This window comes from bacterium, from assembly GCA_040755755.1.
Classification (GTDB): domain Bacteria; phylum SZUA-182; class SZUA-182; order DTGQ01; family DTGQ01; genus DTGQ01.
Genome location: JBFLZW010000006.1, coordinates 42,986 through 64,058, shown reverse-complemented (window position 1 = coordinate 64,058; position 21,073 = coordinate 42,986). Strand labels below are relative to the sequence as shown.

Sequence of the window (21,073 nt, the reverse complement as noted above, 5' to 3'; positions counted from 1 at the left end):
ATAGCTGTAGATGGGGCCAATCGACATGATAAAAAAATGATGGTCCCAACCCTGGATGCTGATTGGACCCAATCCCCGCTTGTTCTTCCCCACGGCCAATCTCTTCCTACTCCCCCCCTTTGAGCATCTCCCCAAGCTCCGCTGCGCTGTGCACCGGGGGCTTGCAGGTATATTTTTCGCATACATAGGCCGTGGTCTTTCCCTCCAGGGGCGGCTGGTTTTGCAGGTGGGGCATGATGTCCAGGGTTTCCTCAAGCTCTCTGCCCGAAGGCGGGCGGAAGGCTATGGTTCGATTCGGTATGAACTTTTGGAACACAAGATTGACCATAGCTGCAAGCTCTCTATTATCGCCATGTGCGGCCAGGACAATCTCCAGGGGTGGGCCTTGAGCGAAATCAAAGGCCATCAGCATCTGGCAGTATGAATCAGGTGCCTGGGATATCTCCTGGGAGAAGGTTTTAAACACTGCGGCTGCTTTCTCTTCGAGCGCCCGGTCCATCGTAAGCCTGCTCAGCCGGATCAGGTCCAGGGCAGCCAGAGAATTTCCAGACGGGATAGCGCCGTCGTAGGCTTCTTTCAGTGGCAGGGGCATTTGCTCCCGGTCCCTGGCGGTAAAGAGAAAGCCGCCTTCTGCCTTCTCATCCCAGAAAAGGTCGAGCATCTGCCCGGCAAGGAACCTGGCCTGCTTGAGGTATGCCGGATTGAAGGATGCTTCATAGAGATCGAGCAATCCCTGAATGAAAAAGGCATAATCGGAAAGCATTCCGGAAATTGCCGCTTCCTGGTCGCGATAGCGGTGCAAGAGTCTTCCGCCCCGGTCCATGAGGTTGTGCAGGATGAAGCGGGCTGCTTTTTCTGCCCGCTCCTGATAGCGCGGCTCGCCGAGGACTCGCGATCCCAGAGACAGTGCGGAGATCATCAATCCATTCCAGTCAGTCAGTATCTTGTCGTCGAGATGGGGCTTTGGCCGCTTCGAGCGGATTTTCAGGAGCATATCCTTCGATTCCCGGATGATTGCTTCAATCTCTCCGGTGCTCCGGTTGAAAAGGTGTGCAATATCAGGCAGGCTGCGGGAAATGCAAAGAATGTTTTTCCCCATGAATTCTTCGCCTTGCTGAAGGGGTCCATCTCCCCCCTGCGGGCTCAGGCCAAAATACGAGCTGACGATTTCTCCCCGCTCCCTGCCCAGGGCAGCCATTATTTCGTCATGATTGAAAAGATAAAATGCTCCCTCTTTCTTGTCTTCAGGATGACGTGGGTCCGGGGCAGAGTCCGCATCCTGGCCGGAATAAAATCCCCCTTCCGGGTCAGTCAGAGAACGAAGCACATACTCGAAAATCTCCCTGGCTGTTTGCGCATGCTCTCTTCGTCCGGTTGACTGATAGGCCTCAAGGCAGATTTTGGAAGCAAGTGCCTGATCATACAGCATCTTTTCAAAATGGGGGATTCGCCACTGGGCATCGGTGGCATAGCGGTGGAAACCTCCTCCGATGTGGTCGTAAATCCCTCCCCTGGCCATCTGCAGGAGGGTATGCTCCACCATCCACAAGGCCCGTTCTTCACCAGTGCGCTTCCAGTATCTCAGCAGGAATGATAACAGATGGGGTCTTGGAAATTTCGGTGCACCGCCGAATCCTCCGAATCGCTCATCGAAATGGGAGGAAAGATTATGATAGGCCTTGACGAATTCTTTCCTGTCCAGGGGAACGACTTTGCCTCTTTCCACCTTTTGCTGCTCGATAAAGGCATGAATGACGCTTTCCGCTGAGGTGAGCAGCCGTATCCGCTGGTTTTCCCATTCATGGGCGATTGTCAGAAGAAGGGTTTTGAATCCGGGCGTTCCCGGCCTGTCTTCCGGGGGGTAGTACGTGCCGCCCCAAAAAGGCTTCTTGTCGGGAGTCAGGAAAGTGGTCAATGGCCAGCCCCCACTGCCGGTTATGGCCATGACCGCCTTCAGGTAAAAATTGTCGATGTCGGGACGCTCTTCCCGGTCGACCTTGATCGGCACAAAATGCCCGTTGAGGATCCGGGCGACCTCCGGATCGGAGAAGGATTCTCTCTCCATCACATGGCACCAGTGACAGGTGGAATAGCCGCTCGACAGAAAAACCGGCTTGTCCTCGTTCCTGGCCTTCTGAAAGGCTTCATCCGACCAGGGATACCAGTCCACGGGATTATGAGCATGCTGCAGAAGATATGGGCTTTTTTCGTGGATAAGGCGGTTGGTAAAGGGTTCATTCATCTTGGCCAAGATTCATCCTCTCATGATCGGTTTTTCGATACGTCCTGCTTCGCTACCTTTCCTGTTCGGTATTCGAACCGGCGATCCTCTACTCCACGGGTCGGACCAAGACATCATATTGTTTTATTTACGATAGATGTTCCAAAAACAGGTGTTTTCATAGCTTAGAAGGCCATTTTCAAGCCCAAGATTGACCTCCTAAGAAAAGTCCAGGGGAAAAAGGGGCGTGGAAGGGTGTGTGGGAAGGATGCCAAGAGGAAACAGGCATTATCTTCCAGCCAGTGGGCGCACTGTGAGAGAGACAGTTGCATGGATATCGGATATGAGCTACGGGAACCACAGCAGATTCCTTACAACGGTGATTTTGCCCCCAAAATTGACCTTCTAAGACCAAAACTGAGTACCTATTTTGGAACTATCTATTTTAATACCATATACTTACCGTGGTCCGACCCCATAGCATCAAATCAGGCTGGTGCTGAAGTATCTTTCCGCCCGATCGGGCAATATCGTAATAATGGGGCCGCTGACCTTCTCTCCGGCAAAGTTCGAGGCCCAGACATTGGCCCCTGAGGAAGTGCCGACCAAAAGTCCTTCCTCTCTGGCTAACCGGCGCGTAGTCTCGATGGCTTCATCATCACTGACGGTCACTACATCGTCGATCAGGGAAACATCCAGCACCGGGGGGACAAAACCGTCACCGATTCCCTGAATCTGATGAAGGCCCGGCTCCTGCCCCAGCAGAGCAGAGCTGTTTCGCGGCTCGACAGCAATAATCCTGATCTGGGGGTCTTTCTCCTTGAGGAATTTGCCTACTCCTCCCAGAGTCCCCCCGCTCCCCACTCCGGCCACAAAGCAGGCGACCTTTTCTCCGCTCTGATTCCAGATTTCCCGGGCGGTCGTCCGATAGTGGATTTCGGGGTTTCTCGGGTTTTCAAATTGCTGGGGAACATAGATCCGGGGATCATTGGCGGCCATTTCCCTGACTTTATCCACCGATCCCTGAATACTCTCTTCAGCCGGAGTGAGAATCAGCTCTCCGCCGAAAGCCTTGATGATTTTTTTCCGTTCCTCGCTCATATTTTCGGGCATGACGATAATTACCCGGTACCCTTTCTGCACTCCCACAAAAACCATTCCAATTCCCGTGTTTCCTGATGACGGCTCGACAATGATGGAATCCTTTTTCAGCGTTCCATCCCGTTCAGCCTCTTCAATCAGGTACTTGGCCACCCTGTCCTTGATACTTCCGCCGGGATTGAGAAATTCTGCTTTGGCCAAGACCGTATGAGAGGTTACTTTCGATAGTTTTATCAGGGGGGTTGATCCAATGCATTCTAAAATATTCTGGCTCATCTTTTATACTTTCCTATACTGGTGTTTGGTTACTTCCTCTGCTGGTGTACTGAGTAAAGGTCAATGTCATTCCCGTGAAAATGTCTGGTAATAAAGTTACCTTTGCCTGTTGCCGCCTCTTCTCCTCCAGTCTATCTACCTGAAAAGTATATCACGCCGTGTTAAAAGAATACAAGAGAGACACGAGTAAAAAGAGAAGGCAAGATTCACGGAAAGGATGCGCACACACCAACCATCCCTTCCCCTTGATCCTGTTCAAGGGGAAGGGATCGGATTTCAAAAACCAAAAGGCCAGATGATCAGGCTGCCATTTTCCACTCTCGTTTGGCCTTGTCGGTGATGATCTGCGACGGGAAGCCGGTGCCGCGCACCTGTTCCGCATATGCGAAAGAAGGCCAGTCTGACGGCAGTTGGTCCTTATTGACAAACTTCATGTCACACGGACGCCAGTTAACCGTTTCCTGAATAACCTGGTTAATGTACTCCTTGTTCGGCTCAAAAACGACCAGAGGTGAAATCGAATAGGGAATAATGCTGTGGATGTCGTTTCCTTCCAAATTTTTCAGCAAATCCCCGGCTATTCGCAGGTGCTCCAGTTCCATATAGTAGCACTCCTCCCAGATTTTCCTGATGCGCTCATCGGTTTCCGTCTGCATGCAACTGAAATAATTGTAGGCCTCATTGACCTGCATCAGGCAAAGCCGCTCGAGCGGTGTCCAGGAAGCATCGAACAGGCACTCGTACTGGCTGACATGCTGCTCTTCGATCTCGGCAATTTCGGCAAAGAGCTGCCTGGCCATGCTATCCTTGTAGGCATTGCCGTGCTCCCGGTAGTAAAACATGGTTTGCTGCTCGGCGGAAGTAATCGTCAGGGCATTCAGCTTCGTTTTGATACTGTCAGTCCTGTTATAATGCTGCATCATCGAATCATAGGGATGACGGTGTTCATCCCAGGTTGGCCGTCCATCCCTGAGGTCTGTCTTGCCCTGCAGAAGATCCGCAGCGCTTTCACCCTCCACCATCTTCAGAAGATAGCTGTATCTGAGCAGGTGATCGAAATCTTCCAGAAGAGCGAAATCATAAACCTTTTTGGCCTCAAGGTTTGACTCGTTCCTGGCCAGGTTTGCCGTCAGATCCACAGCCACCTGCTCAAAGGTTATGGTGGTCTCCAATACGGTCTGATCAGCCGGATTCAGCCAATTGATGGCCATCTGCTGCTGCTGCTCGGCTCTTCGGATCATGGCCAGGGCCTTCTTGATATTATAGTCGGTAGTCTGACGGGCCATTTCATGCAGAGTGATGTTACAGGCATTCTCGATACCGTTCATGAGGACGACCCGGCATTTCGTGTAGGCATCGGTATCTTTCTTATCGAAAGGCTTTCTTATCAACTGATTATCAAAACTTTTATACTGCTTGTTAATATCGATCCCTTTTTCTTCAAAGGGCTTAAATTCCTGTTGCATCTGATCCCTCCCTCTTTTCTTTATCTCTCTCGATCATCTCGATCTCTCTTAGATAGAATAGTTTCATGGTCTTCAATCGTGCAGTTCAGACCATAGTGTTACAGTTCCGGCCATCCAAAAGCTACAAGCACCTCTGGGAATACCTTATCCCTCCACAAGGGGACATCCCCCTGTGGAGGGATAATATACCCTCCTTCTTTCCTACTTTCCTCCTTCTTTCCTACTTTCCGCCGAGAGTAGCTCCACTCTTCTTGATATCCTCAATCATACCTTTTGAAAAGCCGGGAACATTATCGAGATCATCCCAACTCTTGAATGGACCATGCTCGTTCCGGTAGTTAATGATATCCTGAGCCCGGTTTCTCCCTACCATCCGAAGATGGGAAAGCTCTTCCACGCTCGCGGTATTAAGATTAATCTGCTGGCTTGAACCCTGCTGAGACTCGGACTGCTTTGAATGCTCTCCTCTTGGCATTGTATTCCTCCCTCTCTTAATTATATGTCAATCAATCCTGATTATCGTCGTTATATCAAAAGCATACCAGGTCTCTTCATTGCTGACCTTGCTTTTTCTACTATTCGGTAGTTTAGAGGGATGAGGCTGAATTGAAAGATGCTGAGTGGTGAGTTATCAGGGGCCAGTGGTCAGGAGAGGAACTGAAGGCTGATAACTTCTTTTGAGTGACAGGCTGATCAGACCTCCACCACCCGGGGCTCAAGGCTTCCCGGCTGATGTAACCGGGCCATATAGCTGACCTGGGACAGGCAATCGGCGTTATGTATTCGATCGAGATGCTGATAATCGATCCGCTTCAATCCGGCTGCATCAACGGACAAGGGAGAATGACCGGCGAATATGCCAAGGTCCGGCCCTGCGGATCCTCCCTGAAAAGGCACACAATCACAGAAGGTACTCATGTCATGGGCAAAATTGATATAGGCGACCTTGTTTTCCGCAAATGTACTCACCACAGCCCTGGCCGCTGCAGCTACAGCAAAGGCAAGCTTCTGCCTGCCCACGAGCTTTATGGCACCTGCAGGGCAGGCAGTGCTGCAGTTAAGGCAGCGCATGCACTGGGGGTTATCAGCCATGCTGGCTTTATAATTCTCGATCCGGGGCAATCCAAACCAGCAGGCTTCAACACAGGTACCGCAGCCCTGGCAGAGCTCTTCATCCACCTCGATATCCACCACCCGGTGCTGGGCAAGCTTGGTCTTTTTGGAGACACACCCCATGCCAAGGTTTTTGATCGCACCCCCGTAGCCGGTCAGCGGATGGCCCTTAAGATGACTGACCACAATCATGGTACGTACCTGATGAATGACCCCGGCCACTGCAACCTCCGGGAGGATCGGGTCAGGGGAGGGCACTGACACGGCATTTTCACTATCGAGGCCGTCGGCTATAATCAGAGGAGCAAAACCGAAGCCATTGGCCACGGCTGTCTCCATATAATCAAAAGCATTGGAGCGCGCTACCGGATAGTAGGTGGAAGTATCGGTCAGGAAAGGCTTTGCGCCGCGCTCCCTGATCAGGTCGATGATCTGTTTGACAAAGAAGGGCCGGACATAATTGGGATTTCCAAGCTCTCCCATGTGGAGCTTCACAGCCACCAGATCACCTTTTTCAACCACATCGAAGAGATTGGCAGCCTCATACAGCCTGCGGGCTTTGCTGAGCATATTGACATAAGGATCCCAGGGAGTGAAAAAAACCGTTTCGGTATCCATACCTCATCTCCTGTTTGCCTTTCCTGGCTTATGATTGCACGTTTGAGCGAGATTACCACTTCTTGAATATATCATACCCTATCGGCATTTTATAGAGAAAAATCATATCTCTCCTCCCTCACCTGCCAACCCTCTCCCCAGCGGGGAGATGGAGAATCAGTGCCCTCGTAAAATTTTAAAATTTTTTTGTCAGGGATTAAGTTCCATATGAACGATATAAAATCAATATTACTGAATTTTTGATTTTAAGTATTTAGTAAAATAAAATTTGAGGAGGGTATGCTATGTATCGCAGGAAAGGAAAAATTGTCTCTTTGATGCTGACCGTGTTTATTTGTTTCGGGGGGTCTCTCTTGCAGGCCAGGGCCGAAATCCCGCAAACCAGGCGAGATGATGCCCAGACCATTCAAAAGGCACTCCATGATCTTCTCACCATATTCAAGACTTATACCCCGTGCGGAATAGACAGTGATCATGCGATGCAGATCGGCAAGCTTGAGGAAAGACTGGATAGACTCAGCAGGGAAGAGCTTGCCGATGTTGTCCGGGCATTTGACGTTCAACGATTTGCAACTATCGTGGAGAAACTGAAGGCTGATATCGCCACCTCAGAAAGTGCTGTCCAGAACAAGCCCGTGACCTCGACTCTTGACCCTCCGAATTATGAATTCATCTGTCCTCCGCCGCGAAGACCACACAGCATAGTTCTTATCGGTTTTATCCTGGCGATCGCAGCCCTGGAACAAGCGGAGAATGCATCGGCTATTCTTTGCGAAGTCGGTGCCCTGATCCCTGTAGAGGGCATCAATACCCCGGCCTGTGTAGCCGCTCTTTTCGTCGAGTCCGTAGCTATTGTCAGCCGGGCTACGTTGTCGATATTCCTGACCTGCATCGCCAGTATCGATTCTGCGGAAATTGAGGCCGGGTGGAAAAACACCGTGCATATCCATAATCACCTGGCTGCCAGCAGCGAAAAAATTGATCAGAAATTCAATGCGCTCGAGCAGAAACTCAATGGTATTGGCGCTCAATTGCAAAAGATCCTGAATAATCCGGCAACTGCACCGCAGGGGAAAACTCCATGAAGGTTATTGTGATAGTGATTAAGGAGTGGTGCCGCTTTGTTTGTTGACAATCTCCTCGCGGCTGCGGTTATAGACATAGGCACCGGCTGGCACCGATCTGGTAACCCAGGTGTTTCCGCCGATAACCGCACCCCGGCCGATGACGGTTTCCCCGCCAAGGATGGTGGCATTGGCGTAGATGATGACATCATCCTCTACATCCGGATGCCTCTTGAGGCCACGGCGGGGATTGCCTTCCCGGTCAAAGGGCGAAAGCGCGCCGAGGGTGACTCCCTGGTAGATTTTGACATTTTTGCCGATAGTGGTGGTTTCACCAATAACCACGCCGGTCCCGTGATCAATGAAAAAGCTTGAGTCTATTCTGGCTCCAGGATGAATGTCAATGCCTGTGCGTGAGTGGGCCCGCTCGGACATGATGCGCGGAATAACCGGCACATCCAGCTCATAGAGCTGATGAGCCAGACGGTAGGTGGCAATGGCCTCGGTGCAGGGGTAGCTGACAATGATTTCATCGATGCATTTGGCTGCCGGATCGCCTGCATAGGCAGCCCGGACATCATCAAGCAGCAGAGCATGAATCCTGGGGAGGGAGCCGATGAGGTGAATGAGCGCCTCATCAGCCTGCTGCTCACAATTACAGCTTTCCCGGTTATCCTGAACGCAGCGGAAATGGAGCGCCTCCCTGATGTGCCTGCCCAGCTTAAAGCAGACATGGCGGAGCTTATCGTTCAGGAAAAAATCCATCTCCTTCGGGGGAATCCTCTCCGTGCTGTGATAACCGGGAAACAATACGGCCAGAAGATCGTCCAGCACCTCATAAATTTCGAACCGGCCTGCCAGACCCAGACCTCCTTCAGGCTGGATGCTGAAAATGCTCTCCTTCAGCCTGTAGATAACATCCGGAAGCTGGGTATTCATCCAATCAGCCAGGCTCATACTGTATCCTCCTTCAAAACCAGGCGAGGTGTCAGGTCTTGACATGATACATATGCGATATGTCTCATAATCAAGACCTCGAATTTACCGCACAGCGTACTTAAGCTGAATGGCACTTACATAAGAATTAGTAATTCTCCCGCAGAGACGCTGAGACGCAGAGGATATCATTGAAAAGTAAAAGTAAAATAAGCTCCTCCTTGTGCCTTTTTACTTTTTGCTTGCTTCCAGGCCGTTGACACATCGGGATATCCCGACTTTCATCAGAGCCTTGCCGGATTGGTTGTTCTCTGCGCCTCTGCGTCTCTGCGGGAGATCGTTTTTCCCTGTGCGTTTTGTGTCCTCTCTATATTATAAGCTTGGCTTATGTAAGTGCCATTCTACTTAAGCTTCCTCAAAGATCCAGGTCGAAAGATATCTTTCTCCGCTGTCCGGCAGGACAACCACAATGTTTTTACCTCTGTTTTCGGGACGCTCAGCCACCCGATAGGCTGCCAGGGCCGCCGCACCGGATGAGATGCCAACCAGAAGCCCCTCGGTTTTTGCCAACTGCCGGGTCATGTCGGCGGCGTCCGATGAGTTTATCCTGATAATCTCATCGTAAATGGCCGTATCCAGCACATGGGGGATAAATCCCGGACCGATACCCTGGATCTTGTGCAGGCCCGGACTTCTTCCCGAGAGCACAGCCGATTCCTCGGGCTCCACAGCCACCACCCTGATAGCGGGGTTCCGCGCCTTAAAGACCTGGCCACAGCCGGTAATAGTGCCGCCGGTTCCGATGCCGGCCACAAAGATGTCGATCCGGCCATCAGTATCACGCCAGATCTCCTCGGCTGTGGTCCGGCGATGAATGGCCGGATTTTCCGGGTTGGAAAACTGCTGCGGCATGAAGCTGCCAGGATGCTCACGATGGATTTCCTCCGCTTTTTCAACCGCTCCTGTCATGCCCCGATCGCCCGGAGTCAGCACCAGCTCAGCACCGAATACTTTGAGGAGCTTGCGGCGCTCGATGCTCATGGTCTCCGGCATGGTCAGAATCAGGCGATAGCCCCTGCTTGCGGCTATAAAGGCAAGCCCGATGCCGGTGTTCCCGCTTGTCGGCTCGACGATAAGCCCTCCCGGCCTGAGCTGCCCGCTTTTTTCCGCAGCCTCGATCATGGCCAGAGCGATCCTGTCCTTGACACTCGACAGAGGATTAAACTGCTCAAGCTTGACGATAATCGTGGTACCGGTTCTGGCCGATAACGAGCGGATCTTCAAAAGCGGCGTATTGCCTATCAGGTCAGCGATTTGCTCGGCTATTTTCATCTGGTTTGCGGTCCTCCTCATTTTATCTGTAATTACTCAGGGAGTGCCCTCAAATTGCATAAGTAAGGGCCTGCTGCTTATGCTCTTTATCCAAAAGGTCCTGAAGCGTCGTCCCTTCCAGGATACTTCTCCAGGTATCCTGAAGCTCCCGCCATATGGTTCTGGTTACACAGAAGGTCACCTTTGAGCACATGTTCGGACTCTGGAGGCAATCCACCAGGGTGAGAGGCCCCTCGAAAGCATTGACCACGTCCAGCACCGTAATCTGTGCGGCAGGACGGCACAACACATACCCGCCCTTTGCTCCCCGGGTCGTGTTGATAATTCTGCTCTGTTTGAGGGTCAGCAGGATGCTTTCCAGGTAAGGGTCGGATATCTCCTGACTGCTGGCAATATCTTTCCGCTTGGCCGGCCCTTTCCCGGAGTTTTTGGCGATCTCGATCAGAGCGCGCAATCCGTATCGGCATTTGGTTGAAAGTTTCATGGAATTTTACCTTTGCACCTCTTATGCGGCCTATTGTTGACAAATTTTATAAACAATATAAACTTAAATATAGACTGCCTCTTAAAGAATGTCAAGGGTAAAATGTGTCAGACAATTCCCACCCTCAGTTTCTATTTAACCAACAAATTTTCGTAAAAATAATTAAAATATCGTAAGGATTAATTTCCTGAATGTACGAAAAGAACATAAAATAGGTAAGTGTATACATTAGTATTTTACTTATTATTTCTAAAAATAATACTATTATAGGGGAAAATAATATGAGAAAGGGTATCAGGACAATCATGGCAGCCATCGTACTGGTTCTTTGTATCTCCAATTATTCCAGGGCCGAATCCTGGAGCAAAGTCGTTGACAAGGGGTTCGGAAACCCGGCTAACGATTACGCCTGGAGCATGACCGTGTTCCAGGGAAAGCTCTATGTTGGTACCCTCAATGGCTTGACCGGGGCTGAAATCTGGAGGAGCAGCAGCGGACAGCCGGATAGCTGGGAGCGGGTTTATAAGTCTCCTGCCGACCAATCATGGGGCATACGCTACCTGTATGCCGATGGAGATAATGCATTATACGCCTGCGCATTCAATGTACTCGGAGCAATGATCCTGCGGACGGAGAATGGGAAAAGATGGATCACTGTGGCCAGGGCGGGACTGGGAAACCGGGAAAATTTCACCGTCCGCTGCATGACCCGGTTCGGAGATTACCTTTACGCAGGAACGGGAAGTGATACGGCTCAGCTCTTTCGAAGCAGGGATGGATTTAATTGGAGGCTGGTTAGAACCAATCCGGACTTTGGAAGCACCAAGGTCAGGGAAATGTCTGGCAGACTGATCACCAATAATGTCCTGATCGGGGAACTGGCCGTTTTCAATGACCAGCTCTATGCCTTTACCTGGACCGCAGACCTCAATATCCAAAGCCTTCGCGGTTTGAAAAACATGGAAACCTATTCGGAAGAATCTCAAGACATGGAGATGGAAATGTTCGGGCTCATTGGCCCCACTCCCGGAGCCTTTGAGATATTCCGAAGCAGTGATGGAGAAAACTGGGAAAAGGTTGTGGGTGAAAACGACCCCTACGGAAACGGGATGGGCTTCAGTCAGCATGATCGTGAAAACCTGCTCAACGATGCCGTCACTTCGACCGCTGTATTCAAAGGACATTTGTACCTTGGGACAGAAAGTGCCAATTCGAATAGCTCTGTCTGGAGAACAGCCGATGGAGCTCACTGGGAAAAGGTTGTCGACTTTTTCAGTCTGGGAGAGAAAAATAACACCTATGTCTGGCGAATGATCCCCTTTAAAAACAGGCTGTTTATCGGTACTTTCAATGTAGGCCCCAAGACGTTACCGAAAGTAACCGGAGCACAAATCTGGGCTTCCGATTCCGGTAATGCCGGGACTTTTTACAATCTTGTCCACGATGGCTTCGATGGGGAAATTATACCTGCCTCAATTATCCATATACCCAAAAACTTCGGTATCCGGTCGTTCTGCGTTTTCAGAGGAAACCTGTATGCAGGTACGGCCACCGTCCTGAGTTTCGCAGCCCCGGACCCCAAATTACTGGGAGCATTATCTATTATGGGTAACGACGTCGGGTGTGAAGTCTGGGAGCTTCAATAAAGCATGAAGCTAAGGCAATGAAATCATAACTACTCAGGGACAAAGGCACAGAGAGACAAAGAAATACCTAATCTTGTTCTCTGTGTCTTTGTGATCTCTGGGGGAGATTGCTTTTCCGGAGGAGTTTTGATGTATTTTTTACCAATATCCTGCCTGATTATCGTCAAGAAAAATAAGCCATGATATATCACCCGAAGCTCTCTATTCCGGCAATCGATAAGGAAGGTATGTAATTCATACTAATAATAGCTGCTGATTTATTGCTCTTTCACCTACCTTTTAGCATCCATAGTGCTCAACATGTGCACTACAGACAGAAAAAGAGCTTATCGGCGAATCCCACAAGATACTAAAGGGGGTGAGAACATACGAAAAACTCTGCCACAAATTAATGCCTCGGGTTTTTTTCAGATAACTTCCGGGTTAACGACAGATTAAGAGGCCAATAAAACCGGGTTCAGGTAAGAATAAGGTTCAGGCTGCCCGTGGTTCAGTTGACGTTCCAGTGACCAATTTCATTCGGTATCTACAACCTATTAACCGTTCCGCTTCCACGAGCGAGGAGACTGATAATGACAGCAGGAAATGATGAAATCCGCAGATGCAGACATTCTCTTGTGAACTTCGCGAAAACAACTGTCCTTTTCTCCCTTCTGATGATTTTTGTCCTCAGCATGACCGATGCGCTGGCAGCAATCCCACCCAGACAACCATCAACTGGACCCGGAGGAGCTCAATATGCCCACCGGTCTGTCCGTACCTCGATTCATGGTTTCGGCGACTTGCAGTATTATATTTTCGAACCTGGCGGACCGCAGCCAGACACCGCCCCTCTGATAGTGTTTACCCACGGCTATGGAGGTACAAATCCCGCCTCATATGGTGCCTGGATCGAGCATATTGTCAAAAGAGGAAATATCGTGGTTTATCCGAAATATCAGTCATTGATGTCCATGATTGGCGGATCTTTCAGATACACCTCCAACTGTATCAAGGCAGTGCAGGATGCCCTTGAGGTGCTCAAAAGCCCGGGTCATGTCAAACCTGACCTTGACAAATTTGCCACTGTCGGGCATTCCTACGGAGGCCTGTTGACCGTCAATATCGCTGCCCTGGCTGAAAGGTCGGGCTTACCCACCCCCAGAGCGGTCATGTCCGTTCAGCCGGGTGTTACCCCGGCCATGCCTCTGGAAGATCTGTCTTTGATTCCTCCCGAAACCCTCCTGCTCACGGTTGTGGGTGATCGTGACCTGGTCGTGGGTAACAGGGATGCCAAGAAGATATTCCGGCGCACCCCCCAGATTCCCCTTGAGAACAAAGACTACATTATCATGGTTTCGGACAATCATGGTCTGCCCGGCTTGAGTGCAGGCCACTTTGCCCCGACATGTCTGGCTTTGGTCGGCGACTTTCTGCCTGATCCCGGCAGAATAATGCCTGATTATGGAAATCTTGTTCCCATCGGCTTAAGACCATATCTGAACGACTATAACCTGGGGCCGGATTTTAGCAGCCTGCTGCCGGACGCTGAGGGCACTACTCCGGATTTTGGCGGCATCTTCTGGTCATACTTTGAAAACCTTGCCAGCCAGTTACAGTCCGACACTCCGGTAGACCCGGCAACCCTTTGGCCTGACCCGATCAGCATTATGGCCGAGTCCGGCATCCTGCTGCCAGCTCCTTCTGCCACCGCAGCTTTGGATATGGGTAGCTTTATACCGCTGATGGGTACCAATGCCCTGGACTATTACTGCACCTGGAAACTGTTTGATGCGCTGACTGATGCGGCCTTCTATGGAAAGAACAGGGAATATGCGCTTGGCAATACCCCGCAGCAACGCTTCATGGGAGAATGGAGCGATGGCAAGCCGGTGAAGGAATTGATCGTTACCGATCATCCCTGATCCTGTGCTCTCTCCCGATATGCATTCAAGGAGGAGGGGTGATTTCACCCCTCCTCTCCCGCCTTTTTCCCCAGGAAAGGGTTGAATTTTTGCTATGGGGCAATGATCAATGCCCGGTGATGAATGCTGCAATAAATTCCGACTGGATATTGCTCCTGCCGGTCTGAATACTCTCTCCGGGATAAATATGGACTTCTAAGCGCGCCAGCCTGTATTGTAAGGGCTAAAGTCGCTTTCAACACGCTCGTTTTTCGCTTTTACCCAAGAGTAGTACGTAGTGCCTGGAACTGCTGTAGTATCACTATATGATGTGGTAGTACCATTGCGGTTATAGAAATTCCAGCCATGTACATCATCTACGCATCCATTGCCATCATCATCCAGGCCATTAGCTGGTATCTCATTCAGATTGGTCCAGATATTGGCGGAAAGGTCAGGATGGTTCGTTTGTATTCCACTGTTTATGACCGCTACTATGATATTAGGATCACCTCTGGTAAGATCCCACGCCCGGCTGGCGTCCACATCCGCTGCATAATCATTCGTATTTTTGAGATGCCACTGATTACTGAAATAGGGATCGTTCGGCTCCCAATAGTTCAGGTCTTGAGCCATTTGTAGCTGTTGGGGAATAAAACGGATTAACTATAGAGAAAATACTCTTTCCCGTGTTTTTATGATTGGTTTTGTCGCCCTTATTTTACCAGGGCTTTCTGGTCGTGGGTCAGGACCTTGCAGATCCATTTTTCCTTCTGGTTGGCATACATAAAGTGCAGCAGGTTATAGGCAAGCTTGTTGAATTCTCTCTTACTGGCCAGCTCCAGCTTCTGACCATTGGGAAAATCGGCTTTCAGGGGATTGATATTCTCATCGTGATGCTTTATCCGGTAATCCAGATGAGGGCCGGTTGACAGGCCGGTTGTGCCGACATAGCCGATCACCTGTTTTTGCCGGACTCGGGCACCTCTCTTTATCCCTTTGCCAAAGCCGGAGAGATGGTTATAGTAGGTCTGATACCCGTTCATGTGCCGGATGACCACCTGATTTCCATTGCCTCCCTCATACCGGGCAGAGACGATGGTTCCATCGGCCACTGCCCATACCGGCGTTCCTGCTGGTGCTGCGTAATCGATCCCCAGGTGAGGCCGGATACAGCCAAGAATGGGGTGGAGCCGGTGGTAGGTGTATCCTGAACTGATGTAGTTGAATTGCAGGGGGGCACGCAGGAAAGCCCTGCGCAGGGAAACTCCTTTCAAGTCGTAATAGCCGCTGCTGCCGAACCCATCCTCGAAGAGAATGGCCTGATGCAGTCCGCAGGCACCATTGTATTCGGCGGCCAGTATCTCGCCATATTGAATGAATTCGCCCTTTAAGAGGTACTTTTCCACTACCAGTCTGAACTTGTCGCCCTTTTTGAGCTCATTATGGAAGTCGATTTTCCAGGCAAAGATATCGGCAAATTTCGTAGCCAGGGTAGCATCCCCGCTTATGGCCATAACGGATTTAAAAAGCGAATCCTCCATCCGCCCGGAGAGAGCGACCCAGTATTTTTCAAGCTCCACCTTTTTTCTGAAGCTGTCAAACTTCCCATCCATGCCCCGCTCGACAATATAGGTCTCGATGGGTCCGGTGCGGTATTCGAAACGATGGAGGTTTTCTTCCGTATCGAGGGTCAGAATAAAGGTATCGCCCGGCATGACCGCACTGAAAGGCATCATGGGCCGCAGATGCTCGATGATGGTATGAATGGTGGATTTTTTGATATTTTTATCGAGCAGGGAGCTGTACAGCGTATCCCCTTTTTCCAGAACGCCATCCACCTTGCGGAATTGTTTCTTTTCGAGTTTGATTTTTGCTTCCGCTACCTGCGGACCTATCGGCGGGATAACGGAGGAAGGCAGCATCCCGGGCAAAGAGTGGGCAAAGGATAAATCCTGCTCATCCCCTTCCATCTCTGGAGAATTCATTCTGGAGGGGAACGAGGAGAACATCATGGCCAGAGAGATACTGGCCAGAATACAGAGGGTAAGAAAAAGGAATAGCCGCAGACTGTTCTTTCTGCCCCGTTTTTTTTGATCTCTATTTTGAAACGGCTGATATAATACCACGCTAAATTACCGGAAGTCGATAGTGAGTTTCTTTCGTAATATTTCGTTGACCATCGATGGATTCGCTTTACCGGAAGTTGCTTTCATCACCTGCCCTACCAAAAAACCCAGCGCCTGTTTTTTCCCCTTTTTCCAGTCTTCAACAACCGTGGGATTCTCGGTCATAATGCGGTCAACGATTTTTTCCAGTTCATTCTCATCAGAAATTTGGACAAGCCCTTTTTCGCGGACAATCACTTCGGCGGATTTGCCGGTATCGAACATTTCTTCGAAGAGCGATTTTGCTATTTTATTACTTATTATACCCTGTTCAATCATTTTCAGCAACTCAGCCAGTGCTTGTGGACCTACCGGATTATTCGAAATATCGATATTCCGGCTGTTCAGCTCCCGCAGAATATCTCCCATGACCCAATTGCTGACCACCTTGGGATGAGGAAACAGTGTCACACACTGCTCGTAATAATCCGCCAGGGATTGGGACGCACTCAATACTTCAGCATCATACCGCGGAATCTGATAATCCCGGATGAACCGCTCTACCTTGGCTTCCGGCAATTCCGGCAGGCTGGAGCGAATCTGCTCGATCCATTCAGGGGTTACCTGCAGGGGGACCAGATCCGGTTCGGGGAAATACCGGTAATCGTGAGCCTCTTCCTTGCTGCGCATGGAAACGGTTCGGTTCTGTTCGGTATCCCACAGCCGGGTTTCCTGGATAATCGGCTCTCCCGCTTCCGCCAGAGCGGTCTGTCGTTCAATTTCATATTCCAGGGCTTTGTGGAGGAAGCGAAAAGAGTTTAAATTTTTTATCTCGGCTTTGGTCCCAAGCTTTTCCGAGCCCTGCGGTCTGATGGATACGTTGGCATCACACCGCAGGCTCCCCTCTTCCATATTGCCATCGCAAACCCCCAGGTACTGGAGGATGTTTCGCAGCTTCTGGAGGTATTCCCTGGCTTCTTTCGGGCTGCGAAGATCTGGCTCACTGACGATCTCGATCAGGGGAACACCGGTCCGGTTGAAATCGACATAACTTTTATTGGTGGAAACATATTCTTCCGCATGAACCAGTTTCCCGGCATCCTCCTCCATATGGAGGCGGGTAATACCGATCTTCCTGACCTGGTCGCCTTCGCCGATAATCTCGATAAACCCGTGTTCAGCCAGAGGGGCGGCAAACTGGGATATCTGATAGGCTTTGGGCAGATCCGGATAGAAATAATTCTTCCGGTCGAACCTGCACCACTCATTGATCCGGCAATTCAAGGCCAGAGCAGCCTTGACCGCATATTCCACAACCCGGCGGTTGAGCACGGGAAGCACTCCCGGATAACCCAGGCAAACCGGGCAGACCTGCGAATTCGGCAGGCCGCCGAAGCTTGTGCTGCACGTGCAGAAGATTTTCGATCTGGTCAGGAGCTGGGCATGAACCTCCAGCCCGATAATTGCTTCGTAGTTCATGGAATTCCTTATCTTACAGCACCTTCACTCAGAATTTCCCGGCATCCGACGAATGTCAGGGCGCTGCTTATGGTAGTCGGTATTTTGCTCGAAAGTATAGGCAACCCGAAGTATTTTCTCTTCCTGGAAATGACCGGTCAGAATTTGCAGGCCGATGGGCATTCCCTGGCTGGAAAAACCGCAGGGTATTGAAACAGCGGGAACACCGGCCAGATTAGCCGAAATAGTATAGATATCGAGCAAATACATCTGCAAAGGATCGTCGATTTTTTCTCCGATGCCAAAAGCGGGAACAGGTGAGGTGGGAGTAACCAGACAATCGAATTTTTTACACGCCTCTTCAAAATCCTGCTTGATCAGAGTCCTGACTTTCTGGGCCTTCAGGTAATAGGCATCATAATACCCGGAGCTTAAGGCGTAGGTTCCCAGCATGATCCGCCGCTTGACCTCCGACCCGAATCCGCCCTGCCTTGTATTTTCATACAATTCAATGAGATTTGAGAAGTTTTCTTCCCGAAATCCGTATTTGACTCCGTCATACCGGGCCAGATTCGCACTGGCCTCGGCTGTAGCCAGAATATAATAGGTGGCCACGGCATATTCGGTATGAGGCATCCTCACCTCTTCAACCTCCGCACCCAGGTTCTGCAAGAGAGAGACAGCATCACGGACACGCTGCTCTACCTCCTTATCCAGTCCCTCCTGGAAATATTCCACGGGCAGGCCGATTTTCATTCCCCGTATGTCACTGATTAAAGATTTCTGAAAGGCGGGAACAGGTTTATCGACGGAGGTTGAATCATGAGGGTCGTACCCGCTGATGACTTCCAGCATCATGGCGCTGTCGGTAACATCTTTGGTAATGGGGCCAATCTGGTCAAGGGAGGAAGCGTAAGCCACCAGGCCGAATCGGGAAACCCGGCCATAGGTAGGTTTTAAACCAACCACCCCGCAGAAGCTCGCCGGCTGGCGGATTGATCCGCCGGTATCAGACCCCAGGGAGGAGATGGCTGCATCCGCAGCCACAGCGGCTGCGGACCCGCCGCTTGAGCCGCCCGCAACCCGTGCAAGATCCCAGGGATTTGCGGTGCAGCCAAAATGGGAAGTTTCCGTGGAGGCACCCATGGCAAATTCATCCAGATTCGTTTTGCCGACAATGACTGCCCCCTGATCCCGAAGCTTTCTGATTACGGTAGCTTCATAAGGAGGGATAAAATTACTCAGGATCTTTGAGGCGCAGGTCGTTCTCACTCCCCGGGTGCAGATATTATCCTTGACTGCAATCGGGATGCCCGCCAGCAGCGGACATCCACCTGAATCGGCCAGCATCCGGTCAGCCTGCCGTGCCTGGTCCCGTGCCCCTTTTGCATCTACCGTTAGATAACCACGATAGAGGTGATCGACCTCTTCGATCCGTTCGAGAACCGAGTTTACCAACTCGACGGATGAAATCTCCCTCTCCCGAAGCATTCGGGACGCTTCATGGAGGGAGAGCTGATAAAGCTTTTTTCCTGCTGTATTCACGCCTTCGTAACTCTTTGGTTAAGTTGCGGATTACCAGTCGCTGATTAATCTCAATCCAGAGAAAAAGGGGGGTAACTCCCCACTCATACCCTCATTGTTACCCCCCTCGAATTACCTTTCCAACTTTTTACTCCACCGCGTCTCTCAAGCCTTTTCCCGCTTTAAATTTAATAGCCTTTTTTGCGGGGATCTGCAACTCCTCACCTGTCTGTGGATTTCTGCCGGTCCGGGCTTTACGCTCAGTCACGGAATAAGTACCAAAACCAATCAAAGTAACGGGCTCTCCTTTCTGCAGGGCAGTCTTAATCCCATCGGTCAGAGCTCCCAGTGCCTTTTCCGCGGCTGCTTTACTAATGTTTGCTTCTGTAGCCATCTTATCTATCAAATCAGCCTTATTCACCTACTCATTCCCTCCTTTCCTGTTTGAGTTACGGTTTTTCAGTATAAATATACCAAGAGATCAGTATTGTCAAGCTTTTTCGTCAATCATCGGGTTGTTTTCCATCCACTTTACCCGTCCAGCATTGCCAGTCGCTCAGGAATTATCATGTAACCTGCTGTTTTATAGATAAATTTAACTATTGGTCATTGACTGCCAATCAAGGGCTTTCCCTGCTTTCACGGCTAGTCACGAACCTCTCATGAGTCAGACCGCCATGTTGTGTCTCTCCTGGCTCCTGACCACTCTTTACTGACCACTGGTCACTGGTCACTGACCACTGATTGATTTTCCCCTTCATTTGGGAACACGTTTATGGTAGTATTATAAATTTATACTCTGGAAATCATCCAAACAAGGAGATCATATGTCTAGGTTTGCCGATAAGCTTTTCTGGGTTGTGATGTTTATCATTGTCCTGGTAATTGCTTTTCTCAGCTATGTTACCTTCTTTTACCAAACTGCACCCTTTCAATCGGAATCCGGTGAAAAAAAACCAGCCCTTGCTTCGAAACTAGAAAAGCCGAAAAGGGTCAGGAATCTCTACATCAATGCTGATGAGGCTACAATCAGGTCTCTTCCCCAGGAAAGCGGTCAGATCCTCCAGCAGGGTAAAAAAGGTGACCGGATAGCTGTGACCGGAGAAGAAAAGGGCTGGTATAGCCTCAAGATGCCGGGAGAAAAGACAGGCTGGATAGAAAAGAAGTATGTTGATAATCATCCGCCAAAACCGGCTCAAGAGGCCAGGCAGGAGGAAAAGACTCCCCCCGCCCCTTCTCAGTCTCCGGCAGCGAAACCGGCAATGACACCCCCTCCCCTGAATCAGCCGATGCCGGAATATCCTGCCGGTACATCGGAGTCCGTGGAAAGCCTCATTGATGGCCTGCTTGAGCGGATTAATTCAAGGACCCAGATGCAGTTCGGGCAAACCCTGTTCACGGATTATACCATGCTCGATTCCGGCATGCGCCTGGAGACGAAGGCCTCGAGCATCTGGAAGCTCCTCCCGCAAAATTACAAGGCCCAGGTCCTTCAGGTCCTCACCAACCAATATACCCTTATTGCCTGCAATATAGCCAAGATTGTCACTTGCACGCCCAATGCCACTCCTTCAATCAGCATTGTCGATTCATCAGGCCATGAAATTGCCTACCAGAATTCCAGCGGTTCCCAAATCCTTGAGTAGAAGTAACTACTCAGGCGCAAAGGCACAACGGGGCACAGAAGATAAAAGGTCCTGGAGCACTTGTAGACAGGAAAAGAATCTATCAGTTTGAAGTTATGGTTTTTCAGTTTTTTTACTGACAACTGACTCCTGTTTTTCCAGCAGTTGTCTTTACTGACCACTGGCCACTGATCACTGACCACTGGCCACTGGCCACT

17 protein-coding genes are annotated in these 21,073 nt (G+C 50.4%); 4 read left to right on the top strand and 13 right to left on the bottom strand.

All coding sequences use genetic code 11. The features are described 5' to 3' along the window. Positions 1-106: 106 nt before the first annotated feature. From AB1611_02630 to AB1611_02610, 5 genes are all read right to left on the bottom strand, one after another. Positions 107-2,242 (bottom strand): thioredoxin domain-containing protein, encoded by a 2,136-nt coding sequence (locus AB1611_02630; GenBank protein ID MEW6378486.1) that lies wholly within the window; start codon positions 2,240-2,242, stop codon positions 107-109. Between the two features lie 462 nt (positions 2,243-2,704). Further along, positions 2,705-3,598 carry a cysteine synthase A gene (cysK, locus tag AB1611_02625; protein MEW6378485.1) on the bottom strand — a complete coding sequence of 298 codons (894 nt, stop codon included), beginning with the start codon at positions 3,596-3,598 and terminating at the stop codon, positions 2,705-2,707. 299 nt (positions 3,599-3,897) lie between these two features. Then, positions 3,898-5,064, bottom strand: a complete 1,167-nt coding sequence (locus tag AB1611_02620; protein ID MEW6378484.1) for a hypothetical protein — start codon at positions 5,062-5,064, stop codon at positions 3,898-3,900. A 220-nt stretch (positions 5,065-5,284) separates the two neighbouring features. After that, positions 5,285-5,539 carry a ComEA family DNA-binding protein gene (locus AB1611_02615; protein ID MEW6378483.1) on the bottom strand — a complete coding sequence of 85 codons (255 nt, stop codon included), beginning with the start codon at positions 5,537-5,539 and terminating at the stop codon, positions 5,285-5,287. A gap of 218 nt (positions 5,540-5,757) precedes the next feature. Further along, the gene (locus AB1611_02610) at positions 5,758-6,795 is read right to left on the bottom strand and encodes a DUF362 domain-containing protein (protein ID MEW6378482.1); all 1,038 of its coding nucleotides are present in this window, start codon (positions 6,793-6,795) and stop codon (positions 5,758-5,760) included. Positions 6,796-7,079: 284 nt separating this feature from the next. On the opposite strand from AB1611_02610, the gene AB1611_02605 reads away from it, so the two are divergent. Further along, complete coding sequence (locus tag AB1611_02605) at positions 7,080-7,880, top strand: hypothetical protein (GenBank protein ID MEW6378481.1); 801 nt, start codon at positions 7,080-7,082, stop codon at positions 7,878-7,880. An 18-nt stretch (positions 7,881-7,898) separates the two neighbouring features. Here the strand turns inward: AB1611_02605 and AB1611_02600 are convergent, their stop codons facing one another. The 3 genes from AB1611_02600 to AB1611_02590 form a co-directional block, all read right to left on the bottom strand. Further along, positions 7,899-8,816, bottom strand: coding sequence for a serine acetyltransferase (locus AB1611_02600; GenBank protein ID MEW6378480.1), 918 nt, complete (start codon positions 8,814-8,816; stop codon positions 7,899-7,901). A 384-nt stretch (positions 8,817-9,200) separates the two neighbouring features. Continuing rightward, complete coding sequence (gene cysK / locus AB1611_02595; GenBank protein MEW6378479.1) at positions 9,201-10,127, bottom strand: cysteine synthase A; 927 nt, start codon at positions 10,125-10,127, stop codon at positions 9,201-9,203. 49 nt (positions 10,128-10,176) lie between these two features. After that, on the bottom strand, positions 10,177-10,611 hold the full coding sequence (locus AB1611_02590) for an RrF2 family transcriptional regulator (GenBank protein ID MEW6378478.1): 435 nt from the start codon (positions 10,609-10,611) through the stop codon (positions 10,177-10,179). A gap of 281 nt (positions 10,612-10,892) precedes the next feature. On the opposite strand from AB1611_02590, the gene AB1611_02585 reads away from it, so the two are divergent. Together AB1611_02585 and AB1611_02580 are read left to right on the top strand one after the other, a co-directional pair. After that, a complete protein-coding gene (locus tag AB1611_02585; GenBank protein MEW6378477.1) occupies positions 10,893-12,257 on the top strand; it encodes a hypothetical protein in 1,365 nt (454 codons plus the stop codon). Positions 12,258-12,829: 572 nt separating this feature from the next. Further along, positions 12,830-14,161, top strand: coding sequence for a hypothetical protein (locus tag AB1611_02580; GenBank protein ID MEW6378476.1), 1,332 nt, complete (start codon positions 12,830-12,832; stop codon positions 14,159-14,161). Positions 14,162-14,356: 195 nt separating this feature from the next. On the opposite strand, the gene AB1611_02575 is transcribed toward AB1611_02580, so the two are convergent. The 5 genes from AB1611_02575 to AB1611_02555 form a co-directional block, all read right to left on the bottom strand. Continuing rightward, positions 14,357-14,776 carry a hypothetical protein gene (locus AB1611_02575; protein MEW6378475.1) on the bottom strand — a complete coding sequence of 140 codons (420 nt, stop codon included), beginning with the start codon at positions 14,774-14,776 and terminating at the stop codon, positions 14,357-14,359. An 80-nt stretch (positions 14,777-14,856) separates the two neighbouring features. Then, entirely contained in the window at positions 14,857-16,269 is a 1,413-nt protein-coding gene (locus tag AB1611_02570; protein MEW6378474.1) for a peptidoglycan DD-metalloendopeptidase family protein, read from the bottom strand. A 6-nt stretch (positions 16,270-16,275) separates the two neighbouring features. After that, a complete protein-coding gene (gene gatB / locus AB1611_02565; protein ID MEW6378473.1) occupies positions 16,276-17,727 on the bottom strand; it encodes an Asp-tRNA(Asn)/Glu-tRNA(Gln) amidotransferase subunit GatB in 1,452 nt (483 codons plus the stop codon). Positions 17,728-17,751: 24 nt separating this feature from the next. Further along, positions 17,752-19,197 carry an Asp-tRNA(Asn)/Glu-tRNA(Gln) amidotransferase subunit GatA gene (gatA, locus tag AB1611_02560; GenBank protein ID MEW6378472.1) on the bottom strand — a complete coding sequence of 482 codons (1,446 nt, stop codon included), beginning with the start codon at positions 19,195-19,197 and terminating at the stop codon, positions 17,752-17,754. A 181-nt stretch (positions 19,198-19,378) separates the two neighbouring features. Beyond that, positions 19,379-19,651 carry an HU family DNA-binding protein gene (locus tag AB1611_02555; protein MEW6378471.1) on the bottom strand — a complete coding sequence of 91 codons (273 nt, stop codon included), beginning with the start codon at positions 19,649-19,651 and terminating at the stop codon, positions 19,379-19,381. Between the two features lie 406 nt (positions 19,652-20,057). Between AB1611_02555 and AB1611_02550 the strand changes: the two genes are divergently transcribed. Then, a complete protein-coding gene (locus AB1611_02550) occupies positions 20,058-20,876 on the top strand; it encodes an SH3 domain-containing protein (protein ID MEW6378470.1) in 819 nt (272 codons plus the stop codon). Positions 20,877-21,073 lie beyond the last annotated feature (197 nt).

Excerpts from the sequence above, each read along its gene's own strand:
- AB1611_02630 (MEW6378486.1), bottom strand. The coding sequence starts at position 2,242 with ATGAATGAACCCTTTACCAACCGCCTTATCCACGAAAAAAGCCCATAT.
- cysK (MEW6378485.1), bottom strand. The coding sequence starts at position 3,598 with ATGAGCCAGAATATTTTAGAATGCATTGGATCAACCCCCCTGATAAAA.
- AB1611_02620 (MEW6378484.1), bottom strand. The coding sequence starts at position 5,064 with ATGCAACAGGAATTTAAGCCCTTTGAAGAAAAAGGGATCGATATTAAC.
- AB1611_02615 (MEW6378483.1), bottom strand. The coding sequence starts at position 5,539 with ATGCCAAGAGGAGAGCATTCAAAGCAGTCCGAGTCTCAGCAGGGTTCA.
- AB1611_02610 (MEW6378482.1), bottom strand. The coding sequence starts at position 6,795 with ATGGATACCGAAACGGTTTTTTTCACTCCCTGGGATCCTTATGTCAAT.
- AB1611_02605 (MEW6378481.1), top strand. The coding sequence starts at position 7,080 with ATGTATCGCAGGAAAGGAAAAATTGTCTCTTTGATGCTGACCGTGTTT.
- AB1611_02600 (MEW6378480.1), bottom strand. The coding sequence starts at position 8,816 with ATGAGCCTGGCTGATTGGATGAATACCCAGCTTCCGGATGTTATCTAC.
- cysK (MEW6378479.1), bottom strand. The coding sequence starts at position 10,127 with ATGAAAATAGCCGAGCAAATCGCTGACCTGATAGGCAATACGCCGCTT.
- AB1611_02590 (MEW6378478.1), bottom strand. The coding sequence starts at position 10,611 with ATGAAACTTTCAACCAAATGCCGATACGGATTGCGCGCTCTGATCGAG.
- AB1611_02585 (MEW6378477.1), top strand. The coding sequence starts at position 10,893 with ATGAGAAAGGGTATCAGGACAATCATGGCAGCCATCGTACTGGTTCTT.
- AB1611_02580 (MEW6378476.1), top strand. The coding sequence starts at position 12,830 with ATGACAGCAGGAAATGATGAAATCCGCAGATGCAGACATTCTCTTGTG.
- AB1611_02575 (MEW6378475.1), bottom strand. The coding sequence starts at position 14,776 with ATGGCTCAAGACCTGAACTATTGGGAGCCGAACGATCCCTATTTCAGT.
- gatB (MEW6378473.1), bottom strand. The coding sequence starts at position 17,727 with ATGAACTACGAAGCAATTATCGGGCTGGAGGTTCATGCCCAGCTCCTG.
- gatA (MEW6378472.1), bottom strand. The coding sequence starts at position 19,197 with ATGCTTCGGGAGAGGGAGATTTCATCCGTCGAGTTGGTAAACTCGGTT.
- AB1611_02550 (MEW6378470.1), top strand. The coding sequence starts at position 20,058 with ATGTCTAGGTTTGCCGATAAGCTTTTCTGGGTTGTGATGTTTATCATT.